Annotated in this window: 11 protein-coding genes and 1 pseudogene; 8 read left to right on the top strand and 4 right to left on the bottom strand. The window is 69.1% G+C overall.

Annotation, left to right across the window (positions count from 1 at the left end; all coding sequences use genetic code 11):
- Positions 1-446: 446 nt before the first annotated feature.
- Positions 447-5,849, top strand: coding sequence for a winged helix-turn-helix domain-containing protein (locus AC4IHM_RS00285; RefSeq protein ID WP_490865047.1), 5,403 nt, complete (start codon positions 447-449; stop codon positions 5,847-5,849).
- Positions 5,850-5,884: 35 nt separating this feature from the next.
- On the opposite strand, the pseudogene AC4IHM_RS00280 reads toward AC4IHM_RS00285, so the two are convergent.
- The 4 genes and pseudogenes from AC4IHM_RS00280 to AC4IHM_RS00265 form a co-directional block, all read right to left on the bottom strand.
- Positions 5,885-6,258 (bottom strand): annotated as a pseudogene (locus AC4IHM_RS00280) (hypothetical protein).
- A gap of 66 nt (positions 6,259-6,324) precedes the next feature.
- On the bottom strand, positions 6,325-7,977 hold the full coding sequence (locus AC4IHM_RS00275) for a UvrD-helicase domain-containing protein (RefSeq protein WP_490865046.1): 1,653 nt from the start codon (positions 7,975-7,977) through the stop codon (positions 6,325-6,327).
- Complete coding sequence (locus AC4IHM_RS00270) at positions 7,977-9,887, bottom strand: hypothetical protein (protein WP_490865045.1); 1,911 nt, start codon at positions 9,885-9,887, stop codon at positions 7,977-7,979. Before AC4IHM_RS00270 ends, AC4IHM_RS00275 begins: the two co-directional genes overlap by 1 nt.
- A gap of 149 nt (positions 9,888-10,036) precedes the next feature.
- Positions 10,037-11,260 carry a hypothetical protein gene (locus tag AC4IHM_RS00265; protein ID WP_490865044.1) on the bottom strand — a complete coding sequence of 408 codons (1,224 nt, stop codon included), beginning with the start codon at positions 11,258-11,260 and terminating at the stop codon, positions 10,037-10,039.
- A gap of 628 nt (positions 11,261-11,888) precedes the next feature.
- On the opposite strand from AC4IHM_RS00265, the gene AC4IHM_RS00260 reads away from it, so the two are divergent.
- The 7 genes from AC4IHM_RS00260 to AC4IHM_RS00230 all read left to right on the top strand — a co-directional run bounded on the left by AC4IHM_RS00260 (position 11,889) and on the right by AC4IHM_RS00230 (position 19,676).
- Positions 11,889-12,341, top strand: coding sequence for a hypothetical protein (locus tag AC4IHM_RS00260; protein ID WP_362163767.1), 453 nt, complete (start codon positions 11,889-11,891; stop codon positions 12,339-12,341).
- Positions 12,342-12,348: 7 nt separating this feature from the next.
- Entirely contained in the window at positions 12,349-12,981 is a 633-nt protein-coding gene (locus AC4IHM_RS00255) for a hypothetical protein (RefSeq protein WP_490865043.1), read from the top strand.
- On the top strand, positions 12,938-14,593 hold the full coding sequence (locus tag AC4IHM_RS00250) for a hypothetical protein (protein WP_490865042.1): 1,656 nt from the start codon (positions 12,938-12,940) through the stop codon (positions 14,591-14,593). Before AC4IHM_RS00255 ends, AC4IHM_RS00250 begins: the two co-directional genes overlap by 44 nt.
- On the top strand, positions 14,590-15,348 hold the full coding sequence (locus AC4IHM_RS00245) for a hypothetical protein (RefSeq protein ID WP_490865041.1): 759 nt from the start codon (positions 14,590-14,592) through the stop codon (positions 15,346-15,348). The genes AC4IHM_RS00250 and AC4IHM_RS00245 overlap by 4 nt, the downstream gene beginning before the upstream one ends.
- A gap of 590 nt (positions 15,349-15,938) precedes the next feature.
- A complete protein-coding gene (locus tag AC4IHM_RS00240) occupies positions 15,939-17,195 on the top strand; it encodes an ABC-three component system protein (RefSeq protein WP_490865040.1) in 1,257 nt (418 codons plus the stop codon).
- 2 nt (positions 17,196-17,197) lie between these two features.
- A complete protein-coding gene (locus AC4IHM_RS00235; RefSeq protein ID WP_364986982.1) occupies positions 17,198-17,677 on the top strand; it encodes a three component ABC system middle component in 480 nt (159 codons plus the stop codon).
- Between the two features lie 40 nt (positions 17,678-17,717).
- Positions 17,718-19,676 (top strand): DUF3732 domain-containing protein, encoded by a 1,959-nt coding sequence (locus AC4IHM_RS00230; protein ID WP_490865039.1) that lies wholly within the window; start codon positions 17,718-17,720, stop codon positions 19,674-19,676.
- The last annotated feature ends 8 nt before the right edge of the window (positions 19,677-19,684 follow it).

Genomic DNA, 19,684 nt, shown 5'->3' with positions numbered 1-19,684 from the left:
GGATCCCTGGGTCTCAGCGTCCCCCACACCGTCGGCGACTGCGGCGAGTGCTTCGCCCGACGGCGATGGTGCACCGTTGGGGGAGCGGTGTGTCAGCGCCGAGGGCGTTGAGAAACTCGGGACGGGCCACGTGATCGGGATGCCGGGTCGGGGGAGGTAGAGGCCAATGCGGTTGATGCCGCAGGTGTCGCTGCAGTCGAGCGGCAGGTATCCGGCGGTCTGCTGTCCCGCGCAGCGGTGTCGCATCGAACCGGCGAACAGGGCACCGGCTGATACGACGTGGCGTCAAGCGGGAACTGGCGGTCGTGCGCCTGGCCGCTGAGATCTTCACGGACTTGCGGCCAGGGCTGAGACCATGCGGAGTCTCGCCCGCTCGCCGGATTTCACAACCGCGCAAATCTTCTTGATGTCCAACTGCTCTGGACATCAAGGCTTATGGTGGTGGTGTGACTTCAACCGTCGACCTGCTCCGCGGCATGCTGGGCGAGAACGCGTACAGGGCCTTGGAGGCATTGGCCAGCACGGCCACGCCCCTGTCCGGCCGGATGGTCGCGAGGGCCCTGGACGTGTCTCCGACCACGGCGACAGCGGCGCTGGACAAGCTCCGAGAGGCCGGGTTCGCCACCTCAAGCCAGGTCGGGCGTGCCAAGCAGTGGCGCCTCAACACCGACAAGGACGTGCTGCGCACGTGGCTGGAGGAGACCCGGGTGAGCGCCGCGGACGCTCCGGCTCCCACCGGGATGAGCCCGTACGCGACAGGTGGTGGCGGCGTCACCTTCGAGCGCAAAGTCGCCGTCCAGTACCTCGCCCATCTCCTCCTCGGCGATGGAGCGGCCGAGCTGGGCGACAGCCGGTCAGTCGTCAGCGTGGCCTTTCAGCAGGCACCGGAACACTCGGTTGACGACCTCGTCATCCACGCGGCCCGTGCCGACGAGCCAGAGCCGTCCCTGGTGCTCGCCATCGCAGTACGCCGCGCACCTGATCTCGTGCAGAGCAACGAGTCGAGCGCCAAGCTCATCTGCACGTTCGTGCAGGAGGTCCTCAACGCACCCACAGACGGGCCCGAACACCGGGCGGCGCTGGTCGTCGCCGGTCCGCAAGAGCACGCGGAGCAGCTGGCGGTACTCGCTGCCGAGGCCGTCACACAAAAGGATGCGCCCAACTTCTTCGGCCTCCTCCGGACGCACCGGAAGTTCTCCGCCGGCGTTCGCACACGACTCACGCACATCGAAGAACTCGTCAAACTCGCACTGGCCACGCTCGGCGCCGCCGACCCCAGCACACAACTCGTCGAACAGCGCACTTGGGAGCTGCTGTCACGGCTGACCGTGCTCATGCCTCGACTCGAGACACCGGATGAACTGGACTGGGCCCGAGTAACGAACTCCCTGATCCCTGTGGCCCGCGGCACGGATCTCTACGGGGCTATGCGGTTGCTGGAACGGCTCGTTGCCCTGGCTGACGAGTACCCGCCGAAGGCAGCCACCGTCGACCTGAGTCTTCTGCGGCGCGATGCGCACCAGGTCCTCGACTCGGCCACGCGTCACCACCGGCAAGGATGGAGGGCACTCAGTCACCTTCACGAACGCGCGCTTGCGTCGGTGCGCGACGAGATCGCTGCCGAGGACAGTCGCACGGTGCATCTTGACCGGAGCGATACGGCCAGTCAGCTGCTCCAGCTCGTGGAGTCCCCGGCGGCGGCGGTCGTCGCGCACGGTGACTCCGGCGTGGGCAAGAGCGCCCTGGTCGTCCGCACGCTCACCGAAGCCGCACAGGACCCCGATTCCACGCAGGTGGCGTGTATCAACCTGCGGCACCTTCCCCCGACCACTGTGGAATTGGAGTCCGTACTCGGCACCTCGCTCACCGCGCTTCTCGGCGAGCTGAGCGCCCCCCGGCGCCTCCTTGTCATCGACGGCGCGGATGCGCTCGCCGAGGGCATGCTGGACCCCTTCCTCTATCTGATCGACGCGGCTGGCCAGGCCGACGTCAAAGTTGTCGCCGTCACAGCGAACGACGCCCAACAAGTGGTCCGTGACACGATCAACGATCGCTGCGTCGGGGAGGCCGCTGGCTTTGAGGTACCACTGCTGACCGATGCCCAGGTAGCCGAAATCGTCGCAGTCTTTGACGAGTTGTCGGCCCTCGCGGAGGACTCGCGGTCACGTGAGCTGCTGCGCAGACCCGTGGTGGTGGACCTGCTCGTCCGAGGAGGCGTGAAGACAACACCCCTCAGCGACGCCGATGCCATGCAGCAGGTGTGGTCGGGACTGGTGCTCCGCCAGCGTCCTGAACGCGGGACCCCGGACGCCCGGAACATTGCCCTTCTCCGCCTGGCCGCCCTGGAACTCGGCCAAGGAGACCCCCTGGAGGTCGTCGGAGCGATCGATCCCACAGCACTTGCCGGACTTCGCCAGGACGGGGTGCTGCGCACGCACACGGACGACCCGTTCGCCATCGGCCCGCAGTTCGCCCACGACGAAGTGCGCCGGTATGCGATCGCCCGGCTTTTCCTCTCGGCCGGCCACCCCACGGCGAGATTGGTCGAGGCCGGCGTGCCGCGTTGGGCGCTCGGTGCCGCACGCCTTGCCTGCCAGACACTGCTTGCCGCTCCCGACACTCCGCGAGCCCCTCTGCGTGGCAGGTTCGCCCGCCTGCAGCAGGCCTTCGACGACCTGGTCGCGGCAGGCCATGGGGACCGCTGGGGAGACGTGCCCGGTGAAGCGCTCCTGACACTCGGAGCGCCCGACCCGGTCCTGCGCGAGGCCTGGCTGACGCTGCGCGCTGAGCCCGGCACCGGCCTGCGGCGACTCATCCGTCTCGTGCACCAGCGGCTGCACAACGAAGCGGGACTGGTGCGGATCGCCGCAGCCGAGCCGTTCATCGCCCTGCTCCTCGACGACGAAGAACCTTGGCGACAAGGCAAGCACGTGCAGGACATGTTGCGGGACTGGCTCCACGCAGTCATCATCGCGGATACACCTGCCGGATATCCGCTCCGGGTCAGGCTGCACGACCGCTTGCTCGCCGCCTGCGCCGCTGCCGACCGCCGACTCAACGACGAGCAGGCAGCCGCGGCTGCGGCCAAAGCGGCCCTGCCACCGGAGGATGCCGAAGCCGAGCGCCAGTACCTGGCGAGGCAGCGGCTGCTCTCCATGGGAGACAGTCGTCAGCGCGAGCGCCGTCGTCGACGGCTTCAGCTCCCCCGTGAGATCACCGACGAACTCATGGTTGAACTGCTGGCACTGCTCGGCCCGGATCTCGGTGAGGACGGCGAGGCCGTGTTGCGTCGCGTTGCGCGCGATGCGCCGGCATGGGCCGGTCCCGCCGTCGAGGAGGTACTGACCGGCCGGGCGCTGGCCATGTACCGGCGCGGTTTCCTTGCCGAGCTGACCGAGGCCTACTACATCAACGAGGACCAAGACGGGGCAAGACTCCACCAGTACGGCATCCGGCGTCATAACGCTCGCAGGCTCGGCGTGGGCCCTCTTGCGGCCTGGTACCGCGGCCCGTTCATGCCGCTGCTCCGCTCGGACTTCCGCAACGGCGTCTCGGTACTGAACCGCATGCTCAACCACGCCGCACTGGCGCGCGCACGGACCCTCGCAGGCGGTCACCGCCACGACAGTGCTCGGATCGAGGACCACGACCTCGTCGCTTACCGCATCAACCTCGACGTCGCCGGGGCGCGCCGGACCTACGTCGGAGACGAGCATGTCTGGCTCTGGTACCGGGGGACCGGTGTCGGTCCCTATCCCTGTATGAGCGCCCTGCAGGCGCTGGAGCAGATGTGTGACCAACTGGTCGAGGCGGACGTCCCCCTGGCCACGCTGGTCGCCATCCTGCTTGAGGACTGCGAGAACCTGGCGATGGTCGGCCTGGTCGTCGGGCTGCTCGTTCGTCACCTGGAACACGCAGACCGTCTGCTCGACCGCTATCTCACCGAGCCGGCGATCTGGCACCTGGAGTTCGCACGTGTCGTCCAGGAAGCGAACGGCTTGCGGGCAGCCGCCGATGGACTGGTGGCACCCGAGCGCCGACAATCGTCGCTGCGGGAAGCAGCCATGATGATGGTGCTGCGCGCCGACGATCAACGAACGGACGAATTGCGATTGATCGGGCAACGGCTTGTCACAACAGCCAGGCGACTGGCAGAGGAAGAACTCGGCGAGCTCGACGAGGCAGCCGCCCAGGAACAGCTCGCGCCTGTGCGTGCCTGGGCCAGCGTCCTCGACCGCGGCACCTACCAGGCGCAGCAAGTGGAAGGAGGCCTGCAGATCCAAAGCACGCCGCCCCAAGACGTTGCTGAAGCGCTGCAGGCAAGGAACGTCGAAACGGAACGCGCCCACGAGGCCATTCGGCTCAGCGTCCGCTACTACATCGATCCCATGAACGGCAAGGACGAGGCCGTCGGCGTGGACGACTTGGTCTCCGACCTGGCAGTGGCCCAAGAACTCCTCGAGAACCCGTCCGGCCTCGACTCCAGCGATCAGTGGGACGCACCCGCCGTGGTGGCCGCGACGGCACTCACCGCAGCCATCGTGGACGGCGTCGACCTGCCCGTCGATGCACTGCGCTTCGCCGTCGGCACACTCCTGCGCATCGGGGAGGGCGCGGCATCACCACGTCGATTCGAATCCGAGGAGTCATACTTCGATCAAGGAGCGGACCGCATTGCTGCACGGGCACTGCCGCTCCTTCTTCTGCCTGCTGCCGCGGAGCTCCGCGCGCAGGTTGACGGCAAGGACGGCTTCACGACGTACCGTCAGGCCGCTGCCGCAGCAGGCAAGCTGGCGCGTTCCATCGTCAACGAGGTTCGTGTGCACCTGGCCCGTGGCCTCGACTGTGTTTGGCAGGCGGCGTGCCCAGCCGGAAACAGCACCTGCCATCACGAAACGGCATTCCAGCTGACGGTCGAGACGATGCGCGACTGCGTCCTCGGCGACTGGAATCCGGAGACCGGCCGGCTGAAGGTCGTCGCACTCGACGATCCCGTCGCGCACTCGCTCGCCGAAGCCACCGCCGAGTCCATCTATGTAGACCGCCTTGACGGGGCGATCAGGGCCCTTGGCCCGGCAGCGACGGCGTCGATTTGCGTCTCGGCCTCGGCCTGCGAACTCCTTGCGGTACTCCTCGCAGCGCACCGCCGTTCGTTGCTTGCTGCCGAGGACGACATGGACAGTCGCGGTACCCATGCCCTGATCGCGGCGCGGGCACTGCTTACGGTGGCAAGCACAGGCGAGGACGCACCCGTCTTCCAGCACATCGATGCCTATGCCGACGACGCGACGCGCCTGGAAAGTTTCCTGTGCGCGCTGTCTTCCGTTGCCGAGGAGTCTGCGGACAGAGCAGCCACCGCACGGCGGACGTGGCCGATGGTTGTCGCCCATGTGATCGCGCTGCAGACCTCCGGGCACACACCCTTCGCAGGGCGGAGCGAGTACCACTCAGCCCTGGCTTCGCTCCTGCCCAACCCTGCCCCCGAAGCTGCCTACCTCTACCGGGAAGTCCAGGGCGAGCCCATCGTCTGGTGGGATCCGCTGGCGTGGCAGGACACCGTCGCCCGCTGGTTGCCCCTCGCTCAGGGCCACGTCGCATGCGTGGATCAGCTCATCGCCTTCATCAAGCCCCTACCGGCCGAGGACCAGGCGCGCGTTGGCCTTCCGTGGGTGGCGAATCTTGTCCTCGCCGATCCCAGCCGTGTAGCGAACCGCACTTATCTACTCACGTCATGGCTGATCGAACTGCGCCAAGCTGTCGCCGACGCGGGCATGACAGCCGACTGGCAACGGGTAGTTGATGCACTCGTAGTTGCTGGCGTGTCCCGACTCGCACCGTACTCTGAGTAACCGCGCCGGGGAGCTCCTGTGCTACCGGAAGCTGATCATGATCGCAGCTCGGGGAACGCTTCTTCCCAGACATACTTGATGGCCCTGCTGATGAGCTTGTGGAGCACTGGCCACAGCTCGAGCAGGATGTCCCTGTTGAGGAAGTGGCATAGGTCGTCGCGCATGCCTTCGGCGAGCACTGTTCGATACAGGCTCATGCGCTGGCGTGGCAGGTCCAGATCGAGGGCGCGCAGTCCGGACCAGGCGATGTGCAGCGGCAGCTCCACCGTTTCCCGTGCTCGGGTCCGGTCAGCTCGTTGAGGCTGGACGGCAGCCGTCGTCTGAACCTCTCTCGCAGCAACGATGCGATGGCGCTGGGGTCGTCGTGCAGGCTGGTCCCTTTCCTCTGCGCGCTGGCTCTGGGCTGCATGAGCCGCTGCGTCTGGCTGGCGCGCTGTCCCCGCGGCTGCGGGCGGGGCTTGTTGGCGGGGGAGGGCTATTCCAGGGCGGCGATGAGGGGCGCCCACAGAGGGTGGGAGTTGGCCGGGACGACCAGGTGCGCCTGGTGGCGGGCGCGGGTCATGACGACGTAGAGCAGCCGTGAGCCGTTGGGGAAGGGTTCGCCTTCAGGGCCGTAGTACTCATCATCGGCCAGCAGCAGGATGGTGGTGTCGGCTTCGCGTCCCTTGGTCTGGTGGAGGTTCATCACCTGCACCGGGCGCGGGCGCGGCCGTGTGTCGCCCACCAGGGTTTCGTCGCGGGCACGGCGGAGTTCCTCGGCCACCGCCGTGATGCTCTGATCCTCCCTGAGCAGGCGCAGTGCGCGGCGGGCGGTGGGGGAGGCTTGGAGCCAGGCTTCCTGGCCTCGGAAGGTTCCGATGCGGGCGTAGGCGCCGGTGACGATGTCGGCGAGGCGGTCGATGTCGGCGCCGGGACCATGCCCGGCTGACCGCAGGTCTTTGGCGAGCTGGCGCAGAGTCCGTTCCAGCTCTTGGTTGGTCCGTTGTAGCACCTGGGACGCGAGCGGGGAGAGCTGCTTGTTGCGCAGGCTGGCGGTGATGAACACTGCCAGCGCCCGCCGTACCTGGGCGCCCTTGTGCCCGAGCGCGTGCTGGATGAGGGCGAGTTGGGCGCAGAGTGCTTCAGCGTGGGCTTCGGGGAAGCCGACCTGTTCGTGGACCAGGCCGGCCGCGGTGAGGGCGTCGGACAGGGAGGTGGTGGCGATGTTGGTGTGGGTGAAGATGCTGACAGTGTGGTTCTTCTGGCGGGCGGCCCGGGCGAGTTCGACGACCTGCGCGTAGCCGGTGTCGTCCGTGATCCGTGTGACGGTCAGGCGTCCCTGCTCGGCGGCCGTGCGGAGGGCGGGGTCGGTGAAGCGGCGCTGACGGGCGGCTTCCGCAGCGGCGGGCAGTACACCGGAGGGGTCACGGTAGCTGGCGGCCTGCAGGTCGATGCGGCGGGCACCGGGCAGGGCCATGGCGTCCGCGATCCGGGCGGCGGGATTCACGCCGGGTTTGAACGGGCCCTCGTAGATGCTCTGGTTGACATCGCCCAGCAGGATGCGGCGTGCTGCGGGGGCGATCTGTTGCAGGAAGGCCCACTCGGTGGCGTCGGTGTCCTGGAACTCGTCGCAGATGACGAGGGTGTAGCGCCCGGCGTAGTGGTCGCGGACCTTGGTCAGGGCCAGCAGCCGGCAGGCGGCCGGCATCAGCTGGCTGTACGTGAGTCCGGGAGGGGCCCCGGGCACGGTCTGGTTGGCCTGGCTGAGCACGCTTTGCGGAGGCGGGAAGCCGTGGTGCGCGCCGAAGCCGGTGATGACCCTCCAGGCGAAGCCGTGGAAGGTCGACACCTCCAGCCGTGGCCGCAGCTCTCCGATGACGTTCGAGGCCCGGTCGATGATCTGGGCGACGGCGGTACGCGAGAAGGAGAGAAACAACGCCCGTGTCGCAGCGGGCAGGTGGGCGCGTTGTCCGCGCCGGGCTGCTTCCTGCCGCAGCCGCAGCAGTTGCTCGTCCGCTGCTTCCAGGTGGGCGCGGGCGGCGGCGACCGCGGTCGTGGTCTTGCCCGTGCCGGCGCCGCCGCTGACCACCAGCACCGGCGCAGCGCTCTCGATCACCGCGCGTTGGTCTTCGCGTGCCTGATAGTTCATCAGGCGCCTGTCGGCCGGGAGATGGTGGGCACATCGATCAGTTGCGGCCCGCTGTAGGAGGGACCGGCAGCCAGTTGCAGGAGGGCCAGCGTCATGGAGACTACCGGCGGGTGCGGGGCGTTGGGCTCGGCGTAGAGGGCTTCCAGGAACTGTTCGTGCAGCCCCTGCTTGTGGATCACCTTGCACAGGTTGGTCACCGCGTCCTCGGTGAGCTGGCCGCCCATGGGGTCGGGAATGTTGTACGCGGTGAGCGTGGCGCTGGCGTCGGCGAGGGCCTGCAGCGGGAGGCCGTCGGCCAGGGCGCGCTCGATGGCACCGGGAGGTAGCCGGACCACCGCATCGCACGCGGCCTGGATCTTGGCGAGCTCGTCGGCGGTCTGGTCGCTCTCTTTGTCGCGGTCGATCACCGCCAGGACGCGGAAGCCCAACTGGCGTGCCAGGTTGGCGATGCGGGGAATCTGGCTGATACCGCCCTCGCCTCCAGTCCCGGAGGCGACCAGACGCACCCCGTGGGCGGACAGGGGGAGTGAGGTGGGCGGCTTGTGGCGGTCGACCGTGCTCAGCACGGCCACGTCATGCGGGCCCTCGGTGATGGCGACCGTGGGAGCGGTCAGCGCGGCCAGCAGCTGGGTGTGCCACTGCCGCATCGCCACCAGCGCTTTGCGGTCAGTGATCAGGGTCAGCTGATGGTGGGAGCGGACGCCGCCGTGCCGCACCAGCCGGATGACCTCGGTGGGCTCGAAGGCCCGGGCGGCCTCCGGCCGCCGGGTGGACAGCCACACCTGCCCGGAGCGGGCGCGCAGCAGGGCCGCCAGATGCTCGGTGGCCGGAGCATCCAACTGGTCCCCGAAGTCATCGGCCAGCACCACTGCTCCAGGCACCGTGGCCAGCAGCATCGCCTCGGCCATCGACAACACCGCGCTGACCGTGCTGCCGTGTTGCGCCAGCCCCAGCATGCCGCCTGCATCCAGATGCAGCGCCGCGCGCAGGGTCCGCAGCAGTGCGGCCACCGACCCGTCCTCGGCCCGGAAGCCGACCTGCTCCGCGGTGAGCGGGGCATCGCCGATCCGTTCCCCTGTCCCGCCGACCGCGAGTACCGCGTTGACGGCTTCGGTCACAGCCGGGTCGGCCGACAGCGCTGACACGGCCTCCGCGACGGCCTGGGCCAGCGCATCAAACGCTGCGGCACCGGCCTTGGCGTCCCGTTCGTCGAGGATGCGCCGCAAGCCGGCCCCGGCACGCAACTGCAGGGGCTGGCCGGCATCGAGGGTGACCACCGGCAGCATCCGCCGGGTGGCGGCCGGAACCCGGGAGTACTGGCCGAGCGCCGGGTTGCTGCGTGCCGGGAAGTACACCACCGACTCCAGCGTCTCGGCTTCCTCGTCATAGCTCAGGCGATAGGCCAGCCGCGCGCACAGTGGAGCATCCGCAAACGCATCAGGATCCTCACTCGCGCATCCGGATGCCTCCAGCGGCTCCAGGACCCCATCGAGCAACTGCTGCACATCGGGATCGAAATCGGTCAGTGTTACCTCGACCTGCGCGGCCTGCACCCGCTGCGGCACCGCAGCGGAAGGCCGCCCTGTGGCGCCGTTGTCGCCGGACGCGTCCTCTCCTGTTGTACCTTCCGCGCCGACAACATCAGCGGCTGGGACCTCGGCGACTGCTTCTGCCTGCCCCTCGGCCACGTCACCGACCGCTTCAGCCGGGGCAGAGCCGGCACCGTCGAGGACGGCCGGTCGCTGATGCAGATCGGACAGCGCGGCACCACGCGCGGCATCCGGATCCAGGACCCGGGCAAGGGCGGTGATCAGGTCGGTGCGTCCGGCGCGGGGGACCCCCGCCACCAACACGTGGCTGCCGGGACGCACATCGAGATGTCCCCAGCCTCTGAAGCCTTCAATTAGCACCCGTGTCACTCGCACCTTGTCATGCTTAACACACAGGCGCCGGATCGGAGCCGAACCCACCGACAGCGAGTACTTCCGCGTGCGCTGCCGCCCTTGCTCCTGCCCCGGCGGATGATGGCGTCTGGCTCGTTCGCACGCTGGGCCGACCGTCAGCCTGATGCGGACGCCTCGGCGCGTTCCTCATCCAGGTCGAAGCCCAGCCGCTCGGCTTCGACCATGACGTCCGTCCACAACGCCAGCGGCGTCAGCAGCGCCCATGGCTCGCCACGCGCGGGGCCGTCGAGCAGCACGGTCTCGGTGTAGCCGTCGCTCCAGTCCTCCCCGCGGGCCGCTCCGTTGCTCCAGCCGCGTTCGGTGAACCACAGCCGCTTGATGGCCCTCTCCACCAGCCGCGCGTGCAGCCCCACCGTGAAGGACCGGGTGTAGGCGACCTCCCAGCCGTTGCGCGTGTGGACCTTCAGCCGGGTGTTGCGTGCGGAGTCCTCACAGATGCCGATCTTCGCCATGGCCGGGTCCGAGGCCCGCTGCACCAGGTAGACGAGCCCTGGTTCGGTGTCCTTGAATCCGGTGAGCTTGCAGTTGCGGGAGTTGCAGGCGCCCTGGCCACGGTAGAGATTCCCCAGGCAGGGGTTCACCGGGCTTGAGCAGTCCATGCAGGTGCCCGCCCAGGGGGTGTTGGTGCTCTCGAAGGCGTCCGGGTCGCTCGGGCGGAACCGGTAGGACATTGCCCTGTCCCACGCCTGCTGCTTGGTCAGCGGGGTGTTCGGGGCGCAGTGGACGCACGCCCCCTGGCCCTGCATGACGTTGTGCAGCCGCGGCTGCACGACGCGACGGCAGCGCTGGCAGATGCCCGGCCACGGCTCATCGACCCGTTCATAGGCGGCCGTAGGCTCGACCAGGCCCTTGCGGCGCATGATGGCGACGGCCGCATCCGGATCAATCGCCCGCTGGGCGCAGTACTTGCAGGCCATGGCGCCCCGGCGGACCGCCTTGATCAGAACCTTGATCGGTTTGTTCTGGCGCGGGCAGCCCTGGTTGAGACAGATGCTCTCCACTCGCGTTCTGTTGTTGGTGTAAGGCTCGAGCAGCTTGACGTTGGCCTTGGCGATCGTCTTCGCCAACTCCGCCTCGTCCAACCGGTACTTCTCGGCCAGCGCGCGATCGGCGCAGTCACGGCAACCGCGCGGTGCGTCGCCGTGCTTTCTCGCCTTGGAGGCGATGCTGTCGTACGTCGGATCGATGTCCGCGCCGCACCTCTCGCACGTGCTGGGCCACGCATCCGTCGCCTTGGTGAAGGCGGCCTTCGGCCTGCAGCCGTTGCGCAGCATCAGCTGCCGCGCCTCTTCCGGATCGACCGGTCGTCCCGAGACCAACGTGACCACCTGTGTACGTGCCCCATAACGTCGCAGAGACTGTACGCGCCGGCACCGACACCCCTCCCCGAACCCATGCATCGCTCACCACGGGGGCAGCCGCCGCGGCCGGGCCGTTTTCTGGAGCACGGTGCACCGTCGCAACGGCGTGGGGTGGCAAGTGAGACCGCCGCCCGGCGACGCCGTCTGGTGCAGTGCCCGTTCGACGTAGGACTGCACCAGGCGTCGCACTGTGCGCCCGGGTTCTGCGTCTTCGCGGCCGGTGCCGGGGCTGCATGCCAGCCCCGTGGTGAGGAACCGGGGCACACGGCCACCCGCAGCCGACTGGGTGTCTGCTTCGCGCCATTCCTGCCGGAGCGGGAACGGGCGGCGGCGGGGAGACAGCCGAAAGGCTCCGGACCGGAACCTTTCGAACGTCTGACCAGGGGCGGCGCTGGGCTGCGTGGCTGGCATCCGCGCACAGAGAAGGAAAGGCCTATGCCGTACGACGTCATGAACCATGCCCAATGACAGCTGCTGCAGGGTTTTCCGTCATATGCGACCTCGGGGGTTGCTGACTGTGCATGATCTTTCGCACGCTGTGATCGCACGGCTGGGGTTCAGCGCAGGCAGGCCAGGGGGGACTGACATGGACGCCGCATTCGATGCCACAGCTCTCGCGTCGCAGGGCGTGACCGCACTGATCGGGGAGATGGTCCGCGGGGGGTGGGAAGCGGTCCGGGGGACGTTCGGGCGGTTCCTGCGCCGAGACGGGCAGGACGCGGCCGACCGGCAGTTGGCCCTGTTCGACGAGGCGGAGCAGATCCTTACCCGCGCGGATGAGCCTGCGGACGACCAGACACGGCTCCATCTCGAACGGCGGCTGGCCCTGCAGCTTGCCGCCTACCTCGACCGCTTCCCCGACATGGCGGAGGAACTGCGCGCCCTGCTGCCCAAGGACGAGACGGAGACGGCCGGCCAGGGCCCGGCCCTGAGCGCCCAGCACAACACCCACAGTCAGGTCGTCCAGGCCCTGGGCAGCGTGAACGCCGGAACCGGCGGCATCAACTACGGTGTCCCGCCGCGCCAGCCGGGGGCCTGACCGGGCCGTGACGCATCCCACCGCACAGATCGACGGCCTCCTGCCGGCCGGGCCGCAGCTGCGTGCCAGCGACAACCAGTACTCCACCGTCTACCAGGCGGCGGGCGACATCAACCTGCACCAGCATCCGACGCTGTCGACGCTGGCGGTCACGGAAGCCGAAATCAGCGCCGTGCGCCGGGCCTGGGTCAAAGTCGACCAGAGGGGACACCGGCTCACCACGACACCCCGGGTCCTGGAGCTGCTGCGCCAGGACGAACCCATCGTGGTGATCAGCGGCAGACGGGGCACGGGCAAGACCGCCGCCGCCCTCAGGGCGCTCACCGACCCCACCCTCGAGCGTTCCACACCAGGTCCGACAGCCGGACCGCTCTTCCTGGAGCACGTGCTGCCCGACTGGGACGCCCCGGACAAGGACCTGCTCCCACACGAACCAGGCCGCGGCTACCTCCTCGAACGTCTCGGGGGAGCACTGGCCCGACCCCGCGGCGGCGGCCAAGCAGATCCTCGGGCACGCGAACGTGCTGCGGCAGAAGGGATCCCGCCTCATCGTCCTCACCGGCGAGGCCGCCTGGCCGGCAGGACGCGATCCGCAGATGGGACGCGTCGCCGTCGCCGCCACCGCCGCTCCCCGCGGTGACCTGGTGCTGGAGAGACACCTCAACGTCCTGTACCCGGACCCGGCCAAACACAGATGGCTGCATGCCGCAGCCCCGGGCGAGCGCGGCAGCCTGGCCGACTTGCTGCGCCCCGACATGCCCCCGGCCGACGCCGCAGGCCTCGCCGTGGCACTCAGCCGCATCGACGGCACCGATCCCGACGCTCTCGGCACGGCCCGCGCCACCATGCTGGGCTGGCACGACCTGGTCAGGACCACCTTCACCAACACCGAGGGCAAGGCCGACGACCGGGCTCTGCTGCTCGCGGCCATCATCTTGGACGGACACAGCCAAGGAGACGTCCTCAAGGCCGCCCGCAGACTCCTCAGACAGGACGAAGCCCGCAACATCAGCGACATCCTCACCGCGCCCGGACTCGCCACCCGCCTGGAAAACGTGCAGGCCAAGGTCGACGGACAACACGTCAGTTTCCGCCACCTGCCCGGCTACTCCGCGGCAGTGCTGCGCTATGCGTGGCGGCAGCTCAGCGACGTGCAGCAGCCACTACTGGACTGGATACAGCAGCTCACCGCCCCCAGAGGCCTTGCCGCCCCGCGCATCGACGCGATCGCACAGCTCCTCGTCGACCTCGCCGTCACCGAGAACGACCTCAAACCCCTGGACATCGCCCAGGCCTGGGCGAATTCCGGTACGCAAGGACACCAGGCCGCGGCGTCCATGCTCGCCACCGCCGCGCAGCACCCGAACCTGGGCGCCGACGTCCGGGCCCGGCTGCGCAGCTGGGCGGCGAGCGGCGCGGAAGGCACGGCCACCGTCTCCGCCGTCGCCTGCCAGGGCGAGTTCGCCACCCTGTACCCGCGCCAGGCACTCACCTGCCTGCGTTGGGTCCTGGACCGGCCACAGCGCGACAGCGCCGTCACCGCCGCCGAACAAGCCCTACGCGCCATGGCCTCCCACGTCCGTCTGCTGCCGCAAGTCTGGGAAGCCGTCACCGCCTGGACCACCACCACCGCGGACGACAAGGGCTACCGCGCCGGACGCAGGGCATTCATCGCCCTGCTCACACCGCACGCCGAACCCGCCTCCCCGGCCAACCTGCTGCTCGCCAACGCGCTCACCGACCCGGCAACCGCCGACGACCTGGTCACCGGCTGGTGTGCGGTCCTGGCCGAACCGGCCTTCGACGAACCGGCCGAAGCCCTGCTGACCGATTGGGCCCAAGCCGTCGCCGACGCCGTCGTCGACAGTGACGCCGTCATCCGCGTCCTCGACCGTGTCATCGACGAGCACCTGATGACCGGGCCCATGGCCGCCTTCCTCATGGGCCGCTCCGGTCCCGCCACCACGCCCCCCGCCGTTGTCGAGCTTCGCAAACGCCTGATGCTCAGCTACCGGCACACCCACACCCCCGACACCACCACGCCCACCCAGACCCAGACCGTGCAAACCTCCCAGCCTCCGGACAGTCTCGGCACGCCGCCCGTGGCCGCGGTCCCCCGCGCTGCGCTGCCCGTACCCATCAGTCCCGCAGGTTCGCCGCCGCCGACTGCCGAACCGGACCCCGGCGTCCGCGCAGTCATCGGGCTCGGCACGCCCTCGGCGAACGGAGCCCGGCGGGAGGAGGGCCCATGACCCACCGGACCCAGCGGGCTCGCCGCCGCGCCCTGCGGCGAGCCGTCACCGACTTCCCGGCCATCCTGCGCAGCTGCCGCCCCGGGATCCATTTCACCGCCGTCATCACCGCCACGGTCCACGCCGAACCCGACGGCCTCTACGACCCCGACCAGAGCGCCGACCACGTACGGGAGGCGCTCAGGACCGCTGCAGCCGACGCCGTACGAGACAAAGACCCCATCGACCTGCCCACCGCCCAGGACGCCTGCGCCCGCCATCTGCGCATCCACCGCACCACCGTCAGCGGGACCACAGCCTCCGCCACCGCCCGCCTCACCCTTGCGCCCCAGGACCGGGCAGCCGTGGACGACCTGCTCAACGCTGCCCGTGCCCAAGGCATCACGGACGCCCTGGAAAGCCAGCGAGTCCAAGCTCTCGCCTCCGAGCTCTCGGACCCCGCAGCCCTCCTGGCCTGGCTGCTGCACCGCCCCGAGGCCGACCCGGCCAAGCTGCCCGATGAACAGGCACTCGCAGGCATCGCCCGCCAACTGGCCCGCTACCCCCACGCCAGAAACGAACCCTTTGAGATCCAAGTCCTGGCCATCTTGCGGGACTTCTTCAACCAATTCCCCCGCGAGGAGCAAAAACGCATGCTCATGCAGCTGCTCGCGGACGCCATGCGCGCTGCCCGTCAGCCCGCTCACGCGCACGCCCTCGAAGATCTGCTCTCGCTCGACACCGAACCAGCCACCACCCAGGCTTCGGCACCATGAGCTCCGCAGCGCTGCTGCGGTGCGTTCTGTCCCCCCTCACCAGCTGGCAGGCGCTCAAGCTGATGCGCCGGGCACAGAACGAGGATGCCGGTGCACTCTCTTTCAACGTCGCCTGGCGACGGGCCCGCGTCCGACGCCATCCCGACGAAACACCGCACCTTCTTCACGGACACCGGGCACCAACCACGGACGGTGGCCACTGCGTGGCACCGGCCGAGGACCGTCCGCGCCCCGACCGGCCCTGACCGGACGCGGCACGGCCGTCTACCGGCTGCGGGGTTCACCGCCGCCGCAGAGGGGCCGGGGCTGAGCAGCTGCCCCCCGTCCTTCCGTAGACGCTCGCCCCACGTGCTGCCGGCAGAAACTGCAGCCTTTTGGGAATGCCTGGCCGCTGTTGCCCCTAATGATAGGTTCTGCCTGCGGCAGCAGGGCCAATGACTGTGGATGGCAGGCAGGTTGGTGCGTGCTGCCGCGGCGCGCCCGAGTGCGCGGCGCGCGAAGGGCCGCCACCGTGGCCGGAAACAGGGGGACTGACGTCGCTTGCTGGGACGCACCGCGATGTACAGCAGATTCGAACAGTAGTGGGGAACGTGGCGCAAGCAGGGTCGCACTCGGCGGCGGGCCAGATGACCGGATACCTCTACCAGTGCGAGCTGGCCCTCCTGGAACTGGCCGAACGCAGCTGGCACGATCCCGCGGCCGAGGTGCGCATGGAGGTCCTCGACGACATCGAGTTCCTGCACGGGACCGGTACTCCGGAAGAGCTGCTGCAGTCCAAACACCGCGCGGAAGCAGGCCAACTCAGCGAGACGGGCAAGGACTTCTGGCGCTCGCTGGCCTCGTGGATCGACGCCCTGAAACTCCTGGGCGCACCCCACCCGCTGCCCGAGTCGATGCCGCTGCTGTGTCTGGTGACCACCCAGATCGCCGCCGAGGGCACCTTCCCGTTCGTGCTGCGCCGAGGCGCGCACCGCAACGTGGAACGGGCCCTGGCCCGCATGGACGAGGTGGCCAAGGACGCTGAGGGGCCCGACGGCACTCTCAAGGACCGCCAGCTGTTCCTTCAGTTGACCGATGCTGAGCGCTACCGGCTCGTCGACGCCATCGAGATCTGTGACGGTTCCCCGGTGATGTCAGACCTCGACTCTAGTCTGGCCAAGGAATTGGCGATCAGGGCGAGCCCGCACCGCGACGCCGTCCTCGACCAGGTCAAGGGGTGGTGGTATCGGATGTCCGTCGGTCTGCTGGAGCGTAAGGACGAGGCCAAGCGACGCGTCAGCGTCAGCGCCCAGGAGCTGCTGTGCCGCCTGGAAGAGATCACCGAGCAGTTCGCCGGGGCGAACCTGCCCATCACCGAGACGCTGCGCCGCCTGACCGAGGCCGAGATCGCCGCCTACGACGACCAGATGGTCGTCGCGCAGATGCGGTGGATCAATCTCAGCGACCGGGAGATCGCCACCCACCTGCGTGACTATCACTACGCGCGGGCGCAGCGCTCGGAATGGCTGCGCACCTTCAAGGTCACCGAAGGGGGACTGGAGGACTACGAGCGGGAGCTGTGGCATGAGTGGGACCACGTCTTCGCGAAACGCACCCGACGGGTCACCGACGACATGCCCGAGCAGGGGCGGCAGGACATCGGCCAGATGGTGCTGGACGGAACCATGGAGGCGGTCGCCGACAAACCCGCCCGCCCCGGCAGCACCACCGCGGGCTGGATCGGCCGCGGCACCATGCACAGCCTCGCCGACCGCGCCGCGAAAGCCGAAGACCCCGTGGGCTGGCACCCCGACTACAGCTCCCGGTGTCAGCATCCCGACGACGAGCAGGACGAGCAGGAACAGTGACCATGGCCCCCACCCGCCGTGTGCCCGAGGCACAGGCCCTGCTCAACCCGGCCTTTGGCGCTTACCTACTGGCCAGCAGCATCCACGCCGCGACCAAAGCCGCCGGCCGGCCGCTGCCGTGGCCCAGTGCGTTCCTCGTCCTGCCGCTGGTGCTGCCCCAGGACACCCGCGCTGACCTGCCCGTCCGAGCCAGCCGCTCGATGGCCGCCTGGCTCACTGAATACCCCCACCACCAGGCAGCCTTCGCCGGCCGGGCCGCGCAACTGACCGGTTACACCCGCGCCAGCCTGCGCACCGCCCTGCGCCATGCGGCCATAGAGGTCACCGAGGTGGGCCTGAGCTGCCCGCGTCCCCCGCGCCCCGCCACGGCCGCGCCCGGCGACGAAGTCGCCGACTGCGCCCGACGCGCCGCGCTGGTCGGACGCTGGCTCGCCGTGATCGAACCGGCCACCGCCTACACCCTCCTCGGCGTCCGCCCCTGACCTCGCCCCACTTGGACTTTAAAGGAGTTCCAGACCCGTCATGCAGCTACTCGCCCTGGCCCTCTACCACCGAGACGGCCGGCCCACTCCCCGGGTCCTCCGTTTCCGCCCCGGGGCGCTGAACATCCTCACCGGCGAATCCGAGACAGGAAAGTCGGAGATCCTCGACATCGTCGACTACTGCCTCGGCCGACGGCAGCCCAGCCTGCCCGACGAACCCATCGACCAGACGGTCGGCTGGTACGCCCTCCTGGTCACCTTCGGCGACACCCGCATGGTCCTGGCGAGGCCGCGCCCCACCGGAGCATCCACCATCCACGCCATGATCCGCACCGGCGACGACACCCTCGACATCCCCCGCGCCGACGAACTCGTCCCCAACGCCAACGTTGCCACCATCCGCAGCCAGCTCAGCGCCCGCCTGGGCATTGAGGACTTCCGCTTCCAGCCCCCCACCGGCGCCGCCCGCTCCCCGTTCGACGTCTCCATCGCCCAGGCAGCGCTGTTGTGCTTCCAAAACCAAAACGAGATCGCCGACAAGAAGGCCCTCTTCCACCGCCAGACCGAAAACGGCATCGGCCAGGCCCTCAAAGACACCCTGCCCTACTTCCTGGGCGCCGCAGGGCCCGAACAGGCACTGCGCCGCTACGAACTCGGCGATGCCCTGCGCGAACAGCGGGCCGCCCAGCGCAAGTTCGACGAGGCCACCCGCCGCCAGGCCGGCGCCGACGAACGCAGCACTTCCCTGGTACGCCTGGCCGAACGCGAAGGACTCCTGAGCGACGTCCCCTCCACCCTCGACGTCCCGCTCACCCAGAGCCTCCTCGACCGGGCCCTCGCCGCCGCGCCCACCTTCGCGGAGTCCAGCGACACGAGCGATCGCCGCCGGACACTGACCGAGGAACGCCGCGCCCTGCGCGAACGGTGGCAGCAACTCAACGACGCCCTGGCCCTGGTGGAACGCTGGCAGGAACAAGGACAGGCCTTCACCGGCGAACTCCACCTGCAGCTCGACCGGCTCACCACCCTCGGCCTGCTGGGGCCCGAGCAGCCCGACCGGACCGCCACCGTCTGCCCCCTGTGCACCAGCACTCTGGAACACCCCGACCCGTCCGCCGCGGACCTCACGGAACTCACCGAGCACCTGGCACAGGAACTCGCCCACGCCGAAACCGTCCAGCCCGTACGCCAGGAACACCGCCGCAGCCTGGAAACCGAACTCGAGGCCGTCACCGAGAGCCTGCGCCACAACGGCGCGGCACTCAAAGAGCTCACCGCCAGCGACGAACGCATGCGCAACCTGCAGGAACAACACCTGCGCATCGCCCATGTCCAAGGCCGCATCGCCCAGGAACTCACCGCCGCCCACACACTGTCCGCCGACGACCTGGGCCGGTTGCGCAACAACCTCACCCTGATCCAGGAACGGGTGGAAACCCTCCAGGAACAGATCGACGAGGACGACGTCACCTCCGAGACCGAACGCCGCCTCACCGACATCGCAGCCCTGATGACCCCCTGGGCCCAGCGCCTCGACCTCGGACAGGCCGCCGTGGCCGACGAGGTCCGCATCAGCCTGTCCCAGCTCAACGTCGTCCTGCGCCGCCCCACCGGCAGGCTCCCGCTCAACCGCATCGGCAGCGCGAAGAACTGGATCGGCTACCACCTCGTCGCCCACCTCGCCCTGCACACCTACCTGCGGCGCCACGACCGGCCCGTGCCCGCCTTCTTGATGCTCGACCAGCCCACCCAGGCGTTCTTCCCCGAGAAGATCCACGACGCGGCCACGGTCGAGGACGCCGACTGGGCCACGGTCACCCGCTACTTCGAACTACTGCGTGACGTGGCCCAACTCAACGAAGGCGCCCTGCAGATCATCGTCTGCGACCACGCCAACCTGGGGGAAAGCTGGTTCCAGGACGCCCTCATCGACAACTGGCGCCCGCGCGACGGACAACGCAACGCCCTCATCCCCATGGACTGGCTGGATCCCGCATAGCCTCAACC

The sequence above is a fragment of the Streptomyces sp. SL06 genome (assembly GCF_058244745.1).
This window is presented reverse-complemented; position numbering and strand designations above follow the sequence as displayed.